The organism is Streptomyces sp. NPDC044571, from assembly GCF_040647115.1.
Classification (GTDB): Bacteria; Actinomycetota; Actinomycetes; order Streptomycetales; family Streptomycetaceae; genus Streptomyces.
This window is the reverse complement of record NZ_JBEZBN010000024.1, coordinates 50,747-68,242: the sequence shown is the minus strand read 5'-3', so window position 1 is coordinate 68,242 and position 17,496 is coordinate 50,747. Positions and strand designations below refer to the sequence as shown.

Here is a 17,496-nt window from a genome sequence, read left to right as displayed (position 1 = left end):
CGCTGCTCTGGGCACAAGCGGGTCCGGCAGCCATCAGTCAATGGGAGGGAACGGCCACCATGCTTCGTACGGCCGCAGTTGCAAGCCCCGTTCGCGCGACCGATGTGCAGGTACCGGTATCGGCCCGGCCCGTGGGAGGGGAGCCCGCGCAGGACGTGGAGCTGCCGCAGTTGGCGAACGCGCGGGAGATCGCGCCCGCCGACGCCCGGGAGATGTCGCGGGTGTTCTTCGGCCGGTTGCGCGAGCTGGAGGAGGGCACGCGTGAGTACCAGTACGCCCGCAACACCCTGATCGAGATGAACCTCTCGCTCGTGCAGTTCGCCGCACGCCGTTTCCGGGCCCGCGCCGCGGGCGGCGGGCTCGACATGGACGACATCATCCAGGTGGGCACCATAGGCCTGATCAAGGCCATCGACCGGTACGACCCCGAGCGCGAGGTGGAGTTCTCCACGCTCGCGCTTCCCTACATCACCGGTGAGATCAAGCGGTTCTTCCGCGACACCACCTGGGCCGTCCACGTCCCGCGCCGCCTCCAGGAGCTGCGCTCGGAACTCGCCAAGGCGCAGGAGTCGCTCACCGACACGCTGGGCCGCGCCCCGACGGTCAAGGAGGTCGCGCGGTACCTCGAACTGTCCGAGGAGGAGGTCATTGACGGCCTTGTCGCCGCCAACGGCTACACCAGCGGCTCCCTGGACACCGCCACGGAGGCCGAGGAGACCGCGGGATCCGGTCGTCCGACGCGTCCGCTCAGCGACAAGCTGGGCGAGCCGGACCCCGCCATGGAGCTCTTCGAGGACTTCCACACCCTCGCTCCCCTGCTGGAGCAACTGGACGCCCGGGACCGGTTGATCCTGAGCATGCGGTTCGGCCAGGAGATGACCCAGGCGGAGATCGGCGCCGAACTCGGCATCTCCCAGATGCAGGTCTCCCGGCTGCTGTCCCGCATCCTGGGCCGGCTGCGGGCCGGAATGCTCACGTCGTAACGGCGAAGCCCGGCACGACAACCGTATGAGACCCCCGGTCGCCTACACTGTCACGGGCGTGCGCAGGTCACTCGAAGACGCAGAGACGCCGGGGGTGAGAGACCACTGTGAAGACCAGCGGGCCGGATACCGGCGATCCACTGCGTGCGGGACCTCCCGTGCCGGGCCAGCGTCGTCGCCTCGCGTTGGCCGGTGTACGGGGCCAGGTGGGCAAAGGCCGTGATTTCACCCGTCAGGCGCTGCGGGACTGGGGCTGGTACGGGACGGAGACCGCCGAGGACACCCTGCTCGTCGTCTCCGAGCTGCTCACCAACGCCGGTCTGCACGCGGACGGCTGCATCGAACTCGTCCTGACCGCCGGTGAATCGCTGCGGATCGACGTGCTCGACGGCACGGCAGACCTGCCGCGCCGTCATCCCGCGCCCCAGCGGGGCCTGCCCGGCGGACACGGTCTCCACATCATCGAGCGGCTCTCCGACCGCTGGGGCACCGACCCCCGGCCGCCGGGCAAGGTGGTCTGGGCGGAGTTCGAGTCCTCCCGTCTGGTCACGGGCAGGCCTGCCCGGCCCTGAGGCGCCGCCGCACGCCGCGCCGCCCCCGCCCGCGGAGCTTCATTTCCGCGGAAGGGGGCAGGCGCGCGGCATGACTTCGAATCTGCTCACGTCCCTGGCCCTGGCCCCCGCCCCCGGCCCTGCCTGGCTGCACCTGCTGGTGATGGCGTTCGCCCTGCTGGTCCTGCTCCACAGCCTGGCCCGGCACCGGTAGCGGGGTGGGCCCCGGATCCTAAGCGGCGACCTGGTGGGGCCGGACGAGTTCCGCCTGCCCGAACAGGAGGGCCCAGCCGTCGGGGAGCCGGCCCAGGATGCGGGCCAGGAGCTCCGGGCCCGCCAGACGGGCCACCACGGTGAGCACGGCCCCCGTCTCCCAGCGGGTGGTCGCGGGGGTGGCGCCGGTCCGCGTGGCGAGGTCCTTGACGAAGCCCCAGCCGGTGAGCTGTCGGGTGTCGGGGATCTGGGCGGTGAAGGGGAGGGCGGCCTCCCTCGGGAGCCGGGCCGCGAGGTCGACGCGTTCGTCCCCGGTGATCTGACGCCCGAGGGCCGCCATGACGTTCCTGACGGCTTCCGCGGCACGTTCACGCGTCGGATAGGCGCCCTCGTAGCGCACGGTCTCCAGCATCTGTTCGTACGTCATGTCCGGTGCCTGCTGGAGCGTTGCCGGCGGGGGGAACATGGGTGCTGCATGCCTTTCTCCTCGAAGGGACTGCCGGACTGGGGCCGTCGGCCCGGCCGCGCCGCGCGCGGTGTGCTGTCATGCGGGGTCCGGGTGCGACCGCCGCTCAGCCGCTGATCTCCTTGCGTCCGCCGCCGGCGCCGATGGCGATCTTCCGGGGCTTGGCGCGCTCGGAGATCGGGATGCGCAGGGTCAGGACACCTGCGTCGTAGTCGGCCTGGATGTTCTCGGTGTCGAGGGTGTCGGCGAGGGTGATCTGCCGGGAGAAGACACCGAGCGGGCGCTCGGAGAACTCCATCTGGACGTCGTCGGCCTGGGCCGCCGGGCGGCGCTCCGCCTTCACGGTCAGCATGTTCCGTTCGACGTTGATGTCGATGGCGTCGGTCGAGACCCCCGGCAGGTCGAAGGCGATCACATAGGCCTCGCCCTCGCGGTACGCGTCCATCGGCATCGCCGACGGCTTGGACCAGGTGCCGGGTGACCCCATCAACTGCTGGGTGAGCCGGTCGAGCTCGCGGAACGGGTCGGTGCGCATCAGCATTCGCGAAACACCTCCGGTTGGTTCAGGCAGTACCTGCCCATGCGCTTCAACGTGCCTCCGTTGTAACATGTCATCCAGTCGATGACAAGAAGGTCGTCATCTGGAGGATGACATCTGCGAACGGAGATCGAGATGCCCCCGGCGCACCGCCCTGCAGCGCAATCCGAACCCGCCCCCGAGCCCGCCGCAGGACCCGGCCCGGCCTCATTCCTGGCGGCTGCGGCCGCATTGGAGGCCATTGACCAGGCCGTACGTTCCGCCCAGGAAGCCGAGCCGGCGACCGGGCCGGCCGACGGCGGCCCGCACCCGGCGCTCGCCTCCCTGCTCCTGCTCCGTGAGGTCCGCGAGCAGCTCGCCGGCTGGGAGGCGGGTCTGATCGAGACCGCCCGGGACGCAGGGGCCAGCTGGGCCGATCTCGCCGCGCCGCTCGGGGTGGCCAGCCGGCAGGCCGCCGAACGCCGCTACCTGCGGCTGCGCCCCGGCCCGGCCGACTCGACCGGTGAACAGCGGGTCCAGGCCGTACGCGACCGGCGGGCCGCCGACCGTACGGTCGCCGCCTGGGCCCGGGACAATGCCGCAGCCCTGCGCCGGCTCGCCGGGCAGATCACCGCGCTGACCGACCTGCCCGCGGGCGCCGAGCAGCGGCTCGGCGAGCTCAACGAGGCGCTCGGCCACCACGACCCGGCCCGCCTCGTCGCCCCGCTGACCGCCACGCGGGACGATCTGCACCCGGCCCACACCGAGCTGGCGGAACGCGTCGCGGCGATCAGCCGGCACACCCGCCTGCTTCGCGACCGCAGCAACCAGCGCCGCGGCCCCCTCGCCTGAGCAGGCGCCTTCGCCGAGTGCGCGTGGCACGGAAGAGGCCGGCGGATCGTCGGACGATCCGCCGGCCTGTGCACACCGCCTTCGGGGACGGTGCCCCGTCCTAGTGCTTGAGCGTGTCCTTGGCCTTCTGGGCGGTCTGCTTGGCGTCGCCGGCAGCCTGTTCCGCCCGGCCCTTCATCTCAAGACTCTCGTTCCCGAGGGCCTTGCCCGTGGTTTCCTTGATCTTGCCCTTCGTGGTCTTGCCGACGTTCTTGGCTTTCTTGCCTCCGGCCATCCCCAGCCACCTCCTGAGAAGAAGCTCACTTTCTGCACATTCCCCGCATGAGGGGCAATATGCCCTCCGGCTCTCCGAGGAGCCATGGGGACGTGACGGGAGGCGGCCCCGGTCGACCCGCACGAGAATGAGGAAGGGGATTCGGCGCTCGGCGGCGAGGTACGCAGATGGATGAGGCGGATTTCGGCCGGCTGCTGGCCCGGCTGCTCGGCGACGCCCACCGCTGCGGCCCCGACGACCTGCCCGCCCTGTTGCGGGGGGCCGCGCGTTCCATGGGGTTGCACGACGCGGTGATCTACCTGGCCGACGTACAGCAGGCACAGCTGGTCCCGCTCCGTGCCGCCGTGGGAGACTCCGGGGACCCGGCCGGAGAGCCGTCCGCGGGTGAACGTCTCGCCGTGGACGGCACCCTCGCCGGCTGGGCGTACCGCACCGAGTGCCTGCGCCTCTCCTCGTCCGGCGACCCGGTGGTGTGGCTGCCCCTCGTCGACGGTGTCGAGCGGATGGGTGTCCTGCGCGTCACGGCGTCCTCGCTCGACACCGCCGCCCTCGAACAGTGCAAGACACTGGCGGCGTTGACGGGACAGTTCCTGTTCTCGAAGCTCCCGACGAGCGACACCGTCCTGCGGGCCCTGCGGACCCGCCCGATGACGCTGCAGGCCGAGCTCGGCTGGGCCTTCATGCCTCCACGGACGATCGGCACCCGTTCCGCCACGTCCAGCGCGGTCCTGGAGCCGGCGTACGCGATCGGCGGCGACGCCTTCGACCACTCGATCACCGCCACCACGCTGCACATGGCCGTGATCGATGCCATGGGGCACGATCTGGCCTCCGGGCTCTGCGCCGCCGTGGCGATGGCCGGCTGCCGTTCCATGCGGCGTGCCGGCGGCGATCTGGTCGACATCACCTCCGCGGTCGACGAGGCGCTCAGCACTTGGCTCCCCGACCGTCTGCTCACTGCCGTGTTCGCCGACGTCGGCCTGAGGACCGGCACCCTGACCTGGGTGAACTGCGGCCACCCGGCGCCGCTGATCATCCGCAACCACCGGGTGGTGCCCGGAGCCCTGCAGCGCCCCGCGCAGCTGCCCCTCGGCCTCGGCCCGCGCACCCGGCGGGCCCCCAGCGTGATCCACCACGCGCAGCTGGAGCCCGGCGACCGGGTCCTGGTGTACACGGACGGTGTCACCGAGGCCCGCTCCAGCACCGGAGAGCAGTTCGGCGAGAAACGGCTCGTGGACACCATCGTCCGCGCGACCGCCGCCGGTGAGGCCGCCCCGGAGGCCCTGCGCCGGCTGGTGCGGACCATCCTCGACCACCACCACGACCGCCTCACCGACGACGCCACGATCCTCCTCGCCGAATGGCACCCCCACGGCGTCGCACCGCCGCCGGAGCCTTCGCGGACGCCGCACTCCGCGGAGCGGGCGGATGCCCGGCGCGAGGGGCCCGCTGCCGGGGGCGGGCCGGGGGGTGAGGGGACACCGTCCGGTGTCTGACCGGGAGGTCCTCCGGGACGCTCCGCTCGGGGGTTCGTCGCGTACCGGAAGACCTGGTGGCCCATGATGGGCCACCGACCCTGCGGATCGCCGCCGCACACGAGAGGCGTGGCGCGTCAACACCCGGGCGCGGTGGGCGTCCGATCGTGGGACAAACGCCGTGGCGCCCCGTAAATGCGCCCCTTCCGCTCGGGCCGGTGGTACACAACTGGCCTACGCAGATACCCCCAAGTGGGGCACCGGCCAGAGGAGTGGCGGATGACCAGCACGCCAGCACGACACCGTCCCCCCACCGGCCTCATCGCGGACGACGACACCCCCGCCACCGGTGTCTCGCCCGGGCCGGCCGGGCGCGCGGCGCTGGGACGGGCCACCGGCATCCTGATGGCCCTCGTGCCGTGCAGCACCGCGACCGCCCGCCGCATCCTCGCCGAGACCGCCCGGGTCGCCGGAGTGGGCCTGTCCGAGGCGGTGGGCGCCGCTCTCGCCCTGCGGGACGGCGAGGACGGGCCGCCGTCCCCTGTCGAAACCATCCTGCAGACCGTGATCGAACACACCCTCCACACCCCCGACCCGGCGCCGGCCGCCCTCCAGCCCAACCCGAGCGTGCTCCGCGGACACCTGCGCCATTTCCGCGCCCTGCGGCGCCGGACCTTCGCCACCCCCGAGGACCCCGGCTTGCGCTGCGAACTGGAGGACGCCTCCTACACGCTGTGCGTCCTCACCGGCCGGCGCAGCCCCCACCACGCCGTCCACGCGGCGGAGGAGCTCGTCGCCCTCCACCGCCTCGACACACCCCACGCCCACTAGAGCCGGCCCATGACCACCACACCCCAGCAGCCGGGCCCGTTGCCGACCCTGACGGCAGGGACCGCCCCGGCCGCCACCGCCCGCGCCACCGGAACCTTCACGGCCCTCCTCCCGGGCCGTGGCGCCGCCCGGCAGGGCCCGGGAGGCGCCGCCCGGCCGGGCCCGGGAGTCCCGTGGCAGCCGATGCACTCGGCCGGCAGCCGGACACCGCTGTTCGACACGCTCGCACGGGACTGGGCCGCCCGCGGGGCCACGGTTCCGGGGACACCCGACCCCGTCTGGGAGCGGCTGGCCTCCTGGGAGCACCTGCGCTGGGAGACCGAGTGCACCCTGCGGAGCCTGCACCTCCAGGGCAGCGGATTCGCTTCCGACGCCCCGGCATGGGCATCGGGAATCTGGTAAGACGCCCGGGTAGCAGCCCCGGGAGGAAGCATGGGTGAGGGATTCGCACAGGAACCCGCGATCCACGCCGCGCCCACCGAGCCGCCGACGCATCCGTTCCCGGCCGGCCCGAACCCGCACCCGGCGCCCCCCACCCACCCCTTCCCGGCCGACCCGCACGCGCCGGAACCGAAGCCGCCCGCGCCTGCGGAACCGGGCCGCGAGCCGGGACCCGAACCCGCGCCGAGGCCCCCGCCGCACTGAGGGCCGCGATCGGGCCCGACGGGAGGAAGCCGTGAAACCGAGGCAGCCGTGAAACTGCAGTTCCTGAGCGCCCTGTACGAGCGTCACGGCCCGGTGGCGTCGGTGTACCTCGACACCTCCCGCGATGTCGACGACCCGGACCGCGCCGTCGAGCTGCGATGGCGGAGCCTGCGCGAGAGCCTGCTCGCCCACGGCGCCGACCCGGCCACCGTCGAGGCCGCGGGACGGGCCCTCGGTACGGACGCCCCGGTCTCCGGCCCGCACGGCCAGGCGGTCTTCGCCGCGGAGGGCGAGCTCCTGCTGGCCGCCTGCCTGCCCGAACCGCCCGTCCACGCATCGGCCCGGTACGGGGTCGTCCCCGACGCCCTCCCCTTCGCCCTCCAGCACGCCCCGGACCTCGCGTACACGGCGCTGGTCATCCACCGGACGCACACCATGGACACGGGCAACGCCGAAGACGAGCTGGAGGTCGAGCGCGAGAGCGGGCGATGGCCGATGAGCCGGGTCGCCGCCGGGCGGACCCCCTCGCGGCGCATCCCGGTGGACGGCTGGGCCCAGGAGGCCGAGCAGCTCCTGGCCGAGTTCGCGGAGCAGGTCGAGGCCCGGGGCACCGAGGTGATCGTGCTGGCCGGGGACCCCTGGGCGGCGAACACCCTCACCCGGGAGGCGCCGCGCCACCTCCACGACCGCTTCGTCCGGCTCCGCGACGGTCACCCCCGCCGACCGCAGCCCGGGCGGGCGCTGCTGGAGGCGGAGCTCCGCTCGCTGCTCGCGGGCAAGGTGCCCGAACACGACCGGCAGCGGCTGGACGCCTTCCACGCGCAGCGCGCCCGCCGCCAGGAGGAGGTCGAAGGCCTCGCGGCGACGGTCACCGCCCTTCAGCGCGGACAGGCCCGGGCGCTGCTGGTCAACCGGCGGGCCCGGTTGCCGGACCGGCTCTGGGCCGGAGCGGAGCCGACGCACCTCGCGCTCTCCGGTGCGGAGCTGACCGCGTTCGGGGTGGGCTACTACTGGGAGGAGGAACCCGGTGCGGCGCTGATCCGGGCGGCGTACGGCACGCAGGCCGAGCTGCTGGTGGTGGAGCCGGAGGAGGTGTCCCTGGAGGACGGACTCGGGGTGCTGCTGCGCTACGTCGACACGGACGCACGAGCGGACGGAGCGGGACGGAAGGAGGAGCCATGGCCCGGGTGACGGTGGAAGGCAGGGAAGTGGTCGTCCGGCTCTCCCTGTGGGAGAGGCTGGCCGCGCGGCGGCGCGAGGTTCGCGTCCCCGTGTCCTCGCTGCGCCGGGTCGAGGTCGAGTCCAGCTGGTGGCGGGTACTGCGCGGGGTGCCCGGCCGCGGTAGCTGGCGCCCCGGGCGGTGCCTGGGCGTCCGGCACGCGCAGGGCGGGGACGACTTCGTCGCCGTGAAGGCACAGGGGCAGGTGCTCTGCATGGAACTGGCCGGGGAGGGGGCGCTGCGCCGGGTGGCGGTGTCCGTCCCCGATGCCCAGCGGCTGTGCCGTGAGCTGAGCGCCTTCCTCCCCGAGGAAGCGGGAGAGGAAGAGGAGGGCGGTGAGGGGCAGGCTCCTCCCCCGCCTTCCCCGCCGCACCGGCCGCTGCTCCAGCACGAGGGCGGGACGGTGGACGATCACGGCCGCAGACCCGGCGCGGCCTCGCGCACGGGGACCGGAGCCCAGCTTCCGGCCGATGACGAGCGGGTACGGGAGGCCAACGAGGGCGCGGGCCGAGCGGAGGACCGGGACCGGGTCGAGGACCGGGGCCGGGTCGAGGGGGCGGGCGGCGGGGTGCGGCCCCCGTCGCAGCCCTGATGGCCGAGGCCGCACCCCAGGTCCGGGGTCTACCCGGGGCGCGCGCGGTCATGCCGGAGGCATCTTGACAGTGCCGGTCACAGGTTCTATCCCAGTCATTGAAAGGCGTTGTTTTCGCAGGTGGGGGCAGCGGGGGAGGTGGAGCAGGGCAGCGGGGGCGTCCGGCGCCGCAGTGGGGCGCTCTCCGTCCCGAAGCTCCGGCAGCGGCTCCTGCGGCGGATGCGAGCAGAGAGGAGCGGGCTATGGCGCGCTCGGTGGGTATCGATCTCGGAACCACGAATTCCGTCGTCAGCGTCCTGGAAGGCGGCGAACCCACCGTCATCCCGAACGCCGAGGGTGCCCGGACGACCCCCTCCGTGGTGGCCTTCGCCAAGGGCGGGGAGGTGCTGGTCGGGGAGGTCGCGAAACGGCAGGCCGTCACCAATGTGGACCGTACGGCCCGTTCGGTGAAACGCCACGTCGGGGATCCCCAGTGGCGGTTCCCGGACACCGGGGACGTGGACGGCAAGCGCTACACCGCGCAGGAGATCTCCGCGCGCGTGCTGCAGAAGCTCAAGCGTGACGCGGAGGCCTACCTCGGGGAGGACGTGACCGACGCCGTCGTCACGGTGCCCGCCTACTTCAACGACGCGCAGCGCACCGCCACCAAGGAAGCCGGCGAGATCGCGGGGCTGAGGGTGCTGCGGATCGTCAACGAGCCGACCGCCGCTGCGCTCGCGTACGGGCTGGACAAGGGGCACGACCAGACGATCCTCGTCTTCGACCTGGGCGGCGGCACCTTCGACGTGTCACTGCTGGAGATCGGCGAGGGCATCGTCGAGGTCAAGGCCACCAACGGCGACACCCACCTGGGCGGCGACGACTGGGACCAGCGCATCGTCGACCACCTGGTCAAGCAGTTCCAGAACGGCTACGGCATCGACCTGTCCAAGGACAAGATGGCGGCCCAGCGGCTGCGCGAGGCCGCCGAGAAGGCGAAGATCGAGCTGTCCTCCGCCACCGAGACCAACATCAACCTCCCCTACATCAGCGCCTCGGCCGACGGTCCGCTGCACCTGGAGGAGAAGCTCACGCGGACGCAGTTCCAGGAGCTCACCGCCGATCTGCTGGAGCGCTGCAAGACGCCCTTCCACGAGGCGGTCAAGGACGCCCGCATCAAGGTCTCGGACGTGGACGACGTGATCCTGGTGGGCGGCTCCACCCGGATGCCGGCCGTGACCGAGCTGGTGCGCGAGCTCACCGGAAAGGACCCGCACAAGGGCGTCAACCCGGACGAGGTCGTCGCGATCGGCGCGGCGCTGCAGGCCGGTGTCCTCAAGGGTGAGGTTAAGGACGTCCTGCTCCTCGACGTGACCCCGCTGTCCCTCGGCATCGAGACCAAGGGCGGCATCATGACCAAGCTGATCGAGCGCAACACCACGATCCCGACCAAGCGGTCCGAGATCTTCACGACGGCCGATGACAACCAGCCGTCGGTGCAGATCCAGGTCTACCAGGGCGAGCGCGAGATCGCGGCGTACAACAAGAAGCTCGGCATGTTCGAGCTGACCGGCCTGCCCCCGGCCCCGCGCGGCGTCCCGCAGATCGAGGTCACCTTCGACATCGACGCGAACGGCATCATGCACGTCACGGCCAAGGACCTCGGCACGGGCAAGGAGCAGAAGATGACCGTCACCGGCGGTTCGGCGCTGCCGAAGGACGACATCCAGCGCATGATGCACGACGCCGAGCAGCACGCCGAGGAGGACCGCCGCCGCAAGGAGGCCGCCGAGACCCGCAACCAGGCCGAGCAGCTCGTCTACCAGACGGAGAAGTTCCTCAAGGACAACGAGGACAAGGTGCCGGCCGAGGTCAAGACGGAGGTCGACGCCGCCGTCACCGAGCTGAAGGACAAGCTCAAGGGCGAGGACACCACAGGCATCCGAACCGCCACGGAGAAGCTGGCCGCGGTCAGCCAGAAGCTCGGCCAGGCGATGTACGCGCAGTCCGCCGGGCAGGAGGCGCCGGGTACGGCGGCGGGCGGGGCCGGTGACGCGGGCCGGGCCGGAGCGGCGGATGCCGCTGACGACGTGGTCGACGCCGAGATCGTCGACGACGAGACCCCGAAGGGGGGAACGGCATGAACGGGCCGGGCGAGCCCCGGGATCCCGACCGCGAGGACCGCGCCGACCGGCTGGAGTCCGCCCTCGCCGAACGCACGGCCGATCTGCAGCTGGTCAAGGCGGAGTACGACAACTACCGCAAGCGGATCCGGCGCGACCGCCTCGCCGTGCGGGAGGCGGCCGTCGCCAACGTGCTCACCGGGATGCTGCCGGTGCTCGACGCCATCGACGAGGCGCGGGCCCAAGGAGAGCTCACCGGCGGGTTCCGGTCGGTGACGCGGCTCCTGGAGGCCCAGCTCGCCTCCCTCGGTCTGGAGAGCGTCGGCGAGCCGGGAGAGCCCTTCGATCCGCGCGTCCACGAGGCAACCGCCTGCACCACCGGTCCGGGCGCCACCGCGCCGGTGTGTACCGAGGTGCTGCGTGCGGGCTACCGCGTGGGCACGCACCTGCTGCGGCCCGCACAAGTCACCGTGACCGAGCCGCCGGACCGGCCGGTCGGCCCGCCGTCCGCCTGACCCCCGGGCCGGGCGCTCGGACCACCCGGCAGCCGGGCTGTCGGGGTGTCGGGACGGTCAGGCGGATTCGTCGGCGAGTTCGAGGGCCAGCTCCTGGAGGATCTCCTGCGCCGATCGGGGCGGGTCCAGTTCGTCGTACGCATCCGCCACCGCTTCGAAGGCCAGCACGAAGCCGGTCACCAGGGAGCTCCAGGGGCCGGAAAGCTGCTCCAGCATCGCGCGCCCGATCTCTGCCGCGTCCGCTCCGGCGGGAACCAGGAACGTCGACGGCGTGACCTCGCCGAGCAGCGCGGACACGTAATCCGAATCGACCCCGCTGCGCAGGCCCGTCAGTACTGCGATGGCCTTGAGCTTGATCTCGTTGTCGCTGGCTAGCACCGGTCCTCCTGCGGGGATGTTCCGTGGCCCCGGGTCCCTGGGCGGGCCCCTTCTGCCGGGGTGAGCGCCTGCCCCGGCCGGGGCCCGCCAAACGACGGTCAGGCCATGCTCGCCAGCACCTGGGGCGAGAGGTTCTTGAGCAGCGTGTTGCACCAGCGCATCTGGCGCAGGGTCTGGGGATGGCAGTCCGAGGCGAGGGCGGCCAGCCGGTCGTCCCGGGTCGCCTGCGCGACCTGGGCGAGCATCTCCCAGTGCAGGGAGTTCCGGCCGGCGGCCAGGTGGAGGGCGGTCAGGTCGCGCAGCAGGAGCAGCCCCGGATGGGTGGGGGCAGCGTCCTGCCCGTCTGCGGCCTCGGGGGCGGCCGCGGCGGTCTCGTCGAGGACGAGGCCGTGGTGCCGGGAGGCCTCCGCCAGCCGGTCGCCGTGCTCCCGTGACCAGCGGGCCAGGTCGGTGGCCACGTGGTGCACCTCGTGGTCGGCGCGGTGCCGTTCGGCCGCGGCCAGCAGGGCGGCCTCCAGATGGCGTTCGCCGCCGTACAGGGCCTGCAGGACGAGGGTGATGCCGCTCATGCCCCCTCCGGTTCCTTCCGGTCCTCGTGGTCACCGGTGGTCTGCACCGACCGCGCGGAAGGGCCGCCGACGGTGGCCGGCACGGCGCCGGGGTCCGCGGGTGCGGAGGCGGTGGTGGTGGGGGCCGGGGCGGGGCTGCCGTCACCGCGTTCCACGCGGGTGATCCGGGCCGCGGCCACCTTGTACAGGGGCTGCTTGGAGGCGGGATCCCAGTCCGTGACCGTCGTCTCGTTGGCGGCGCGGCCCGGCCGGCCGTCCTCGGGCGGCCGGTGGCCGGCCTCGGTGTCCCAGTAGCCGTAGTGGAAGGGTACGAAGATCAGGCCGTCGCGGATCGCGGTGATCCGCAGCCGGCCGCGCAGCGCTCCGCGCGGCGTTGTGACGTCGACCAGGTCGCCCTCCGCGAGCTCCTGCCGGGCGGCCTGGGCCGGGGACAGCTCCACCCACACCTCGGGGGCGGCGGCGTTCAACTGGGGGACGCGGCCGGTCTTGGTGCGGGTGTGGAAGTGGTAGAGCGTACGGCCGGTGCTCAGCTGGAGCGGGTACTCCGGCGAGGGCTCCTCGTGGGGCGGCAGGTACTCGGCCGCCTTGAGGACCGCCTTGCCGTCGGGGTTGAGGGAGCGGTACTCGACCACGTCCACGGACGCGCCCGTCACCAGGTCCTTCCCGTAACTCTCGCAGGTCTCGGGTGCCGCCCAGGTGATCCCGTCGGCGTAGAGGCGCTCCGTCCCCTCCGGCGCGCCGTCGGTGCAGGGCCAGGGGATGCCGCTGCCGCCCCGCAGCAGGTCGTACGTGAGCCCGGTGTAGTCACAGGGACGCCCCGCGCTGCACCGCTTCCAGGCCTCGAACGCCTCCTCGGGGCCGTGCCAGTGGACGAGGGGGCCGCCGTCCTTGTCGCGGAAGTCCATCCGGCGGGCGTAGTCCAGGAAGACGTCGAGGTCGGGCCGGGCCTGCCCGGGCGGATCGACGGCCTTCTCGGCGAGGTGGACGGTCCGGTCGGCGTTGGTGAAGGTGCCGGTCTTCTCGCCCCAGGTGGCCGCGGGCAGGACGACGTCGGCGAGCTGGGCGGTCTCGGTGGGGAAGAGGTCCTGGACGACCGTGAACAGCCCGTCCTGCCCGAGGATCGAGCGGATGCGGGTCAGCTCGGGCAGGGATACGGCGGGGTTGGTGCCGCTGATCCACAGCAGCTTGACCGAGCCTTGTTCCGCGTAGCGGAAGATCTGCAGGGCGGGGGTGGGCGGGGCGTAGTGCGGGATGTCCTTCGGCTCGACGTTCCACACCCGGGCGAGGTCGGCGACGTGCTCGTCGTTCTGCCAGTTGCGGAAGCCGGGCAGGTCTCCGTCGGCTCCGCACTCGCGGGTGTTCTCCGCGGTGGGCTGCCCGTTCATCTGGAGCAGTCCGGCGCCGGGCCGGCCGAGCATGCCGCGGATCAGGTGCAGGTTGTTGACCTGGACGGCCGCGGCCGTGGCCTGGTGGGACTGGTAGACACCCTGCAGGACGGTGGACAGCAGCCGCTGCGCCCCGCCGAGGATCTCCGCGGCCTCCCGGACGGCGGCCTCCGGCACATCGCAGATGTCGGCGGCCCAGGCGGGTGTGCAGGGCGCGACCTGCCGTTCGAGCTCGTCGAAGCCGACGGTGTGGGCTTGGACGTAGGCCTGGTCGACGTGGCCGGTACGGATGATCTCGTGCAGGAGGGCGTTGAGCAGGGCCACGTTGGTGCCGGGCCGCGGGGCGAGGTGGACCGAGGCGCGGCGTGCGGAGGGCGTGGGACGCGGGTCGACGCAGACCAGCCGGGGCGGGGCGGGCCCGTCGAGGCGGTCCAGTACCCGCATCCAGAGCACCGGCTGGGTCTCGGCCATGTTGTGCCCGAAGAGCGCGAGCGTGTCGGCGTGGTCGACGTCGGCGTAGGAACCGGGCTGGCCGTCGCAGCCGAAGGTCTCCTTGAGGGCTTCCGCGGCGGTGGCGGTGCACAGGCGGGTGTTGCCGTCGAGGTGGTTGGTGCCGATGCCCGCCCGGGCCAGTACGGCCAGGGTGTAGTACTCCTCCAGGTACAGCTGCCCGGAGGTGTAGAAGGCGATCGAGCCGGGGCCGTGCTCATCGAGCAGTGCCCTCGTACGGGTCACGATGCGGTCCATCGCCGTGTCCCAGTCGCACGGTGTGAGCCGTCCGCCCTCCCGGATCAGGGGACTGGTCAGCCGGTCCGGGGAGGCATTGGCCTGCCATCCGAACAGGTCCTTGGGGCCGAGGCGGCCGCGGTTGACTCGGTCCGCCGCCCGGCCGCGGACGCCGACGATCCGGCCGTGGCGCACGGCGATGTCCATCGCGTCGCCGTTCGAGTGCAGGAGGGAGGCGGCCTGCACCCACTGCTCCACGTCCTCGGGCCGTACGCCTTCCGCCAGGTGCGTGTCGGTCCGTACCGGCCAGGCCTCGCCGGGGCCGTAGGGCGTCCGCGCACCCCAGGGATCCGCGATCCGGTCCACCATGCGTTCCACCTGTGCCTCCGCGCTGCCGGCTTGGACCTCATCGGGCGGCTACCCGATCCGGACCCGGTCAAGCCAAGCTCCTCCCCACGGCCCCCACCAGGCGTTTTGAGGCCGGCGCGCCGGTTGCGGAGCACGGGGCCGACGGCCCAGTCAGGCGGGCCGACGTGCCCCGGTCACACCTCGCGCCACCGATCGTCGGGCAGATGGGAGCCGGCCATCGGGCCCATCCGCAGCATGCCGCCGTCGACCGCCCACGAGGCGCCGGTGACGTAGGAGGCGTCCTCGCCGGCCAGGAAAGCGATCACTGCCGCGACCTCCCGGGCATCGCCCGGCCTGCGCAGCGGGACTCCGGGCCGGGTCTCCTCCCGTACGTCCCGGTCCTCCTGGCCTGTCATGGGGGTGGCGATCTCCCCGGGGGCGACGGAGTTCACGGTGATGCCGTAAGCGGCCAGCTCCAGGGCCATGACCTGGGTGAGCAGTCCGAGGCCGCCCTTCGCGGCGCAGTACGGGGCCGCGCCGACGCGGGGCTGGTGCTCGTGCACCGAGGTGACGTTGACGATCCTGCCCCCGTCGCCCTGGTCGATCATGCGGCGGGCCGCACGCTGCGCACACAGGAACGGACCGACCAGGTCGACGTCCAGGACCTGGCGGAGGGTGTCGAGGCGGATGTCGAGGAACGGTGTGGCGGTTCCGGTGCCCGCGTTGTTCACCAGCACGTCGATCCGGCCGAGGTCCTCGGCGAGCCGGTCGATGACGTCGGCCGCCTCGGGCAGCCCGGTCAGGTCCAGCCGGCGGACGGCCGCCTTGCGGCCGTACCCGTGGACCTCGGCGGCCGTGGCCCGCGCCCCGGCCTCGTCGCTGTGCCAGGTGATCCCGACGTCCAGGCCGGCGGCCGCGAGCCGGACGGCCGTGGCCCGGCCGATGCCGGAATCCGCGCCCGTCACCACGGCTGCCGTGGGCCTGCGCCCTCCGGTTCCGAGCGGATGAGTCATGGAGCTGCCTTTCGGTCGGCTGTCTCCGGTGGCCGTCGCCCGGTCGGGCGGGCCCGGACCCGGGCGCGGACGCTCCGGCCGGGTACGGTGCACCTACCCGCGCGCGGCCCGGGCGAGGCAGGCCCATCCGGGTGCCGCCCGGCCGCCGGTCACCTGCCGCGGCCGGTGACGATGTCGCGCACCCGGTCGGCCAGGCCGGCGCCGGGGGCGGACAGCCCGTCGGCGGGCGGTGTACGCAGGACGTCCGGCAGGGCCCCGGTCGACGCGAGGTCCTTGGCCCGCCGCGCCTCGTCGCCCAGTGCGTCCAGGACGCCTTGCGGACAGGCCCGGCGCAGCCGGGGGAAGAGGTTCTCCTCCTCGTCCCGGACGTGGGCCGTGACCTCCGACTTCAGCGCGGCGAGGAGACGGTCGAATTCGGGCCCCTCGGCGTCCAGCCCTTCGAGGTCCTTCACCAGCTTCTCCACCAGGGAGTGGTCCGCGATCTCCTTGTCGGCGACGACGTCTCCGTCCGGGAGGTGCTCCCGGATCGCCGGGCAGAGGTGTTCCTCCTCCACGACCGTGTGCCGGACGAGTTCGATTGTCAGCCGCTCGACCGCCGTCTGCCGGTCCGCCGCCACCGCGGTGTGCTCGATCCGGTCGAACATCTCCGCGGCCTCGCGGTGGTCGGCGACCAGCTCGGCAATGACGTCTCCGCCGCCGTGTCCCATGGCTCCGCTCCCTTCGACGAGGGTGTCGGCCGGCGCGCGTTCCGGCCTGCGGTGCGCCTACCCGGCAACGGCCCGCTCTCACGGACCGCAGCCGACTCCCCCGGCCCGGAGGGGAGCCGGCCCGCATCCCGCCCAGCGGGGCACCGGCACCGGGCTGCGCCGGGCGGTGGGGGCGGGCTCGGGCTGCCGGCGGGGCAGCCGGTCACCGGAGACGGCCGGGGCACCGCGCCGGCCGACGAGGCGGGGCAGGGGGCGCGGGCCACGGGCTCGGGTTGGCGCGCCAAACTGCCTGCCGCCCAGGGAAGTTGGCGGCCGGAGCATTCGGGTCCGCCCCGGGGCGGGGAGGGCTACGTACGGGACTTGGCGGCCTCGGCCGGCCGGTCGGCGTCGAGCAGGACCCACAGGCGGCGTCCGTCCGCGGCGGCGTCGGTGCCGCAGCCGACCACGCTGCGCAGCGAGGCGAGTTCGGTGAGGACGCCGTCGTCGGGGGCGGTTCCGGTGACGTGGCTGAGAGCGACGGCGAGGATGCGGTGGTCCTGATCGGCGAGGTGGACGCTGATCCTCCGCCCGCCGTCGGCGACCGCGGCACGGACCAGGAGCCGTACGGCGGTGTCCAGTTCGTGCTCGTCGAGGTGGGGGTAGCCCCAGGCGCGGACGCGGGCGGTGGCCTGCGCTCCGGCCTTCTGCGCCGCCCACTCGTCCGCGCGGAAGGTCAGCCCCGCGGTCTGCCGGTTGCGGATCTGCATGCGTGGTGCGGAGCGGCCCCGGAACGGGGGGTTCGGCCCGCCCGCCTCAGCCGGCATCGTCGTCATGTGACCACGCTACGCGGCTGCGCGCCGTCCCCGAAAGAGCGTCAGCCGTACGCCCTCCGCGAGGAGTCGGGTCGGTCGCCCAGCGGCGCCGGGGTCGCAGGAAACCCGGACTTCACCGCCCTCGGGTGCGGGGCCGGTCGTCCTCGGATTCGGCCGGGCGCCACCCCCGCAGCGGGACGCCCAACGCCCGCTCCCTTACTGCCCGGCTGCGATCGGCTCGGTCGAACTCGTCCCGCGCCTTCCCCGGTTGACCTGAAGAGAACACTACGCTTCGTGTTTATGACCCGCCATTCCGGTTACATGACGTAGTGACAGGCAGTCAG

General features: G+C 73.0%; 20 protein-coding genes. 11 read left to right on the top strand and 9 right to left on the bottom strand.

Features of this window, described 5'->3' with window-relative positions:
• Positions 1 to 59 precede the first annotated feature (59 nt).
• From AB0B01_RS15485 to AB0B01_RS15475, 3 genes are all read left to right on the top strand, one after another.
• Positions 60 to 983, top strand: coding sequence for a SigB/SigF/SigG family RNA polymerase sigma factor (locus AB0B01_RS15485; RefSeq protein WP_361718088.1), 924 nt, complete (start codon positions 60 to 62; stop codon positions 981 to 983).
• A 206-nt stretch (positions 984 to 1,189) separates the two neighbouring features.
• Positions 1,190 to 1,555 (top strand): ATP-binding protein, encoded by a 366-nt coding sequence (locus AB0B01_RS15480; protein ID WP_361718085.1) that lies wholly within the window; start codon positions 1,190 to 1,192, stop codon positions 1,553 to 1,555.
• 70 nt (positions 1,556 to 1,625) lie between these two features.
• Positions 1,626 to 1,748 carry a hypothetical protein gene (locus AB0B01_RS15475; RefSeq protein WP_356852704.1) on the top strand — a complete coding sequence of 41 codons (123 nt, stop codon included), beginning with the start codon at positions 1,626 to 1,628 and terminating at the stop codon, positions 1,746 to 1,748.
• Between the two features lie 18 nt (positions 1,749 to 1,766).
• Here the strand turns inward: AB0B01_RS15475 and AB0B01_RS15470 are convergent, their stop codons facing one another.
• Together AB0B01_RS15470 and AB0B01_RS15465 are read right to left on the bottom strand one after the other, a co-directional pair.
• A complete protein-coding gene (locus tag AB0B01_RS15470) occupies positions 1,767 to 2,174 on the bottom strand; it encodes a DUF2267 domain-containing protein (protein WP_361718082.1) in 408 nt (135 codons plus the stop codon).
• A gap of 145 nt (positions 2,175 to 2,319) precedes the next feature.
• On the bottom strand, positions 2,320 to 2,754 hold the full coding sequence (locus tag AB0B01_RS15465; RefSeq protein WP_361718079.1) for an Hsp20/alpha crystallin family protein: 435 nt from the start codon (positions 2,752 to 2,754) through the stop codon (positions 2,320 to 2,322).
• Between the two features lie 228 nt (positions 2,755 to 2,982).
• On the opposite strand from AB0B01_RS15465, the gene AB0B01_RS15460 reads away from it, so the two are divergent.
• Positions 2,983 to 3,582 (top strand): HSP18 transcriptional regulator, encoded by a 600-nt coding sequence (locus AB0B01_RS15460; protein ID WP_361718076.1) that lies wholly within the window; start codon positions 2,983 to 2,985, stop codon positions 3,580 to 3,582.
• Positions 3,583 to 3,682: 100 nt separating this feature from the next.
• Here AB0B01_RS15460 and AB0B01_RS15455 read toward each other — a convergent pair whose 3' ends face one another.
• Positions 3,683 to 3,856: a CsbD family protein gene (locus tag AB0B01_RS15455; protein ID WP_361718073.1), complete on the bottom strand. Its 174-nt coding sequence runs from the start codon at positions 3,854 to 3,856 to the stop codon at positions 3,683 to 3,685.
• Between the two features lie 167 nt (positions 3,857 to 4,023).
• Between AB0B01_RS15455 and AB0B01_RS15450 the strand changes: the two genes are divergently transcribed.
• From AB0B01_RS15450 to grpE, 7 genes are all read left to right on the top strand, one after another.
• Positions 4,024 to 5,352 (top strand): PP2C family protein-serine/threonine phosphatase, encoded by a 1,329-nt coding sequence (locus tag AB0B01_RS15450; protein WP_361718070.1) that lies wholly within the window; start codon positions 4,024 to 4,026, stop codon positions 5,350 to 5,352.
• Positions 5,353 to 5,610: 258 nt separating this feature from the next.
• Complete coding sequence (locus tag AB0B01_RS15445; RefSeq protein WP_361718067.1) at positions 5,611 to 6,162, top strand: DUF5133 domain-containing protein; 552 nt, start codon at positions 5,611 to 5,613, stop codon at positions 6,160 to 6,162.
• 9 nt (positions 6,163 to 6,171) lie between these two features.
• On the top strand, positions 6,172 to 6,564 hold the full coding sequence (locus tag AB0B01_RS15440; RefSeq protein ID WP_361718064.1) for a hypothetical protein: 393 nt from the start codon (positions 6,172 to 6,174) through the stop codon (positions 6,562 to 6,564).
• A 291-nt stretch (positions 6,565 to 6,855) separates the two neighbouring features.
• A complete protein-coding gene (locus AB0B01_RS15435) occupies positions 6,856 to 7,998 on the top strand; it encodes a hypothetical protein (protein WP_361718062.1) in 1,143 nt (380 codons plus the stop codon).
• Positions 7,986 to 8,618, top strand: coding sequence for a hypothetical protein (locus AB0B01_RS15430; RefSeq protein ID WP_361718059.1), 633 nt, complete (start codon positions 7,986 to 7,988; stop codon positions 8,616 to 8,618). The genes AB0B01_RS15435 and AB0B01_RS15430 overlap by 13 nt, the downstream gene beginning before the upstream one ends.
• A gap of 242 nt (positions 8,619 to 8,860) precedes the next feature.
• Positions 8,861 to 10,741, top strand: coding sequence for a molecular chaperone DnaK (dnaK, locus tag AB0B01_RS15425; protein WP_361718056.1), 1,881 nt, complete (start codon positions 8,861 to 8,863; stop codon positions 10,739 to 10,741).
• The gene (grpE, locus tag AB0B01_RS15420; protein WP_361718053.1) at positions 10,738 to 11,235 is read left to right on the top strand and encodes a nucleotide exchange factor GrpE; all 498 of its coding nucleotides are present in this window, start codon (positions 10,738 to 10,740) and stop codon (positions 11,233 to 11,235) included. The genes dnaK and grpE overlap by 4 nt, the downstream gene beginning before the upstream one ends.
• A 57-nt stretch (positions 11,236 to 11,292) precedes the next feature.
• On the opposite strand, the gene AB0B01_RS15415 is transcribed toward grpE, so the two are convergent.
• The 6 genes from AB0B01_RS15415 to AB0B01_RS15390 form a co-directional block, all read right to left on the bottom strand.
• Positions 11,293 to 11,613 (bottom strand): hypothetical protein, encoded by a 321-nt coding sequence (locus tag AB0B01_RS15415; protein ID WP_356851044.1) that lies wholly within the window; start codon positions 11,611 to 11,613, stop codon positions 11,293 to 11,295.
• A 98-nt stretch (positions 11,614 to 11,711) separates the two neighbouring features.
• Positions 11,712 to 12,182: a hypothetical protein gene (locus AB0B01_RS15410; protein WP_361718050.1), complete on the bottom strand. Its 471-nt coding sequence runs from the start codon at positions 12,180 to 12,182 to the stop codon at positions 11,712 to 11,714.
• Positions 12,179 to 14,671, bottom strand: a complete 2,493-nt coding sequence (locus tag AB0B01_RS15405) for a nitrate reductase (RefSeq protein WP_361718047.1) — start codon at positions 14,669 to 14,671, stop codon at positions 12,179 to 12,181. The genes AB0B01_RS15410 and AB0B01_RS15405 overlap by 4 nt, the downstream gene beginning before the upstream one ends.
• A 164-nt stretch (positions 14,672 to 14,835) precedes the next feature.
• Complete coding sequence (locus tag AB0B01_RS15400) at positions 14,836 to 15,654, bottom strand: SDR family oxidoreductase (protein ID WP_361718044.1); 819 nt, start codon at positions 15,652 to 15,654, stop codon at positions 14,836 to 14,838.
• A 149-nt stretch (positions 15,655 to 15,803) separates the two neighbouring features.
• On the bottom strand, positions 15,804 to 16,361 hold the full coding sequence (locus AB0B01_RS15395) for a hemerythrin domain-containing protein (RefSeq protein WP_361718041.1): 558 nt from the start codon (positions 16,359 to 16,361) through the stop codon (positions 15,804 to 15,806).
• A gap of 347 nt (positions 16,362 to 16,708) precedes the next feature.
• On the bottom strand, positions 16,709 to 17,173 hold the full coding sequence (locus AB0B01_RS15390) for a hypothetical protein (RefSeq protein WP_361718038.1): 465 nt from the start codon (positions 17,171 to 17,173) through the stop codon (positions 16,709 to 16,711).
• Positions 17,174 to 17,496 lie beyond the last annotated feature (323 nt).

Coding starts and splice junctions, on each gene's coding strand:
- AB0B01_RS15485 (WP_361718088.1), top strand. CDS start 60: ATGCTTCGTACGGCCGCAGTTGCAAGCCCCGTTCGCGCGACCGATGTG.
- AB0B01_RS15475 (WP_356852704.1), top strand. CDS start 1,626: ATGACTTCGAATCTGCTCACGTCCCTGGCCCTGGCCCCCGCCCCCGGC.
- AB0B01_RS15470 (WP_361718082.1), bottom strand. CDS start 2,174: ATGACGTACGAACAGATGCTGGAGACCGTGCGCTACGAGGGCGCCTAT.
- AB0B01_RS15465 (WP_361718079.1), bottom strand. CDS start 2,754: ATGCTGATGCGCACCGACCCGTTCCGCGAGCTCGACCGGCTCACCCAG.
- AB0B01_RS15455 (WP_361718073.1), bottom strand. CDS start 3,856: ATGGCCGGAGGCAAGAAAGCCAAGAACGTCGGCAAGACCACGAAGGGC.
- AB0B01_RS15450 (WP_361718070.1), top strand. CDS start 4,024: ATGGATGAGGCGGATTTCGGCCGGCTGCTGGCCCGGCTGCTCGGCGAC.
- AB0B01_RS15445 (WP_361718067.1), top strand. CDS start 5,611: ATGACCAGCACGCCAGCACGACACCGTCCCCCCACCGGCCTCATCGCG.
- AB0B01_RS15440 (WP_361718064.1), top strand. CDS start 6,172: ATGACCACCACACCCCAGCAGCCGGGCCCGTTGCCGACCCTGACGGCA.
- AB0B01_RS15430 (WP_361718059.1), top strand. CDS start 7,986: ATGGCCCGGGTGACGGTGGAAGGCAGGGAAGTGGTCGTCCGGCTCTCC.
- dnaK (WP_361718056.1), top strand. CDS start 8,861: ATGGCGCGCTCGGTGGGTATCGATCTCGGAACCACGAATTCCGTCGTC.
- grpE (WP_361718053.1), top strand. CDS start 10,738: ATGAACGGGCCGGGCGAGCCCCGGGATCCCGACCGCGAGGACCGCGCC.
- AB0B01_RS15410 (WP_361718050.1), bottom strand. CDS start 12,182: ATGAGCGGCATCACCCTCGTCCTGCAGGCCCTGTACGGCGGCGAACGC.
- AB0B01_RS15400 (WP_361718044.1), bottom strand. CDS start 15,654: ATGACTCATCCGCTCGGAACCGGAGGGCGCAGGCCCACGGCAGCCGTG.
- AB0B01_RS15395 (WP_361718041.1), bottom strand. CDS start 16,361: ATGGGACACGGCGGCGGAGACGTCATTGCCGAGCTGGTCGCCGACCAC.
- AB0B01_RS15390 (WP_361718038.1), bottom strand. CDS start 17,173: ATGACGACGATGCCGGCTGAGGCGGGCGGGCCGAACCCCCCGTTCCGG.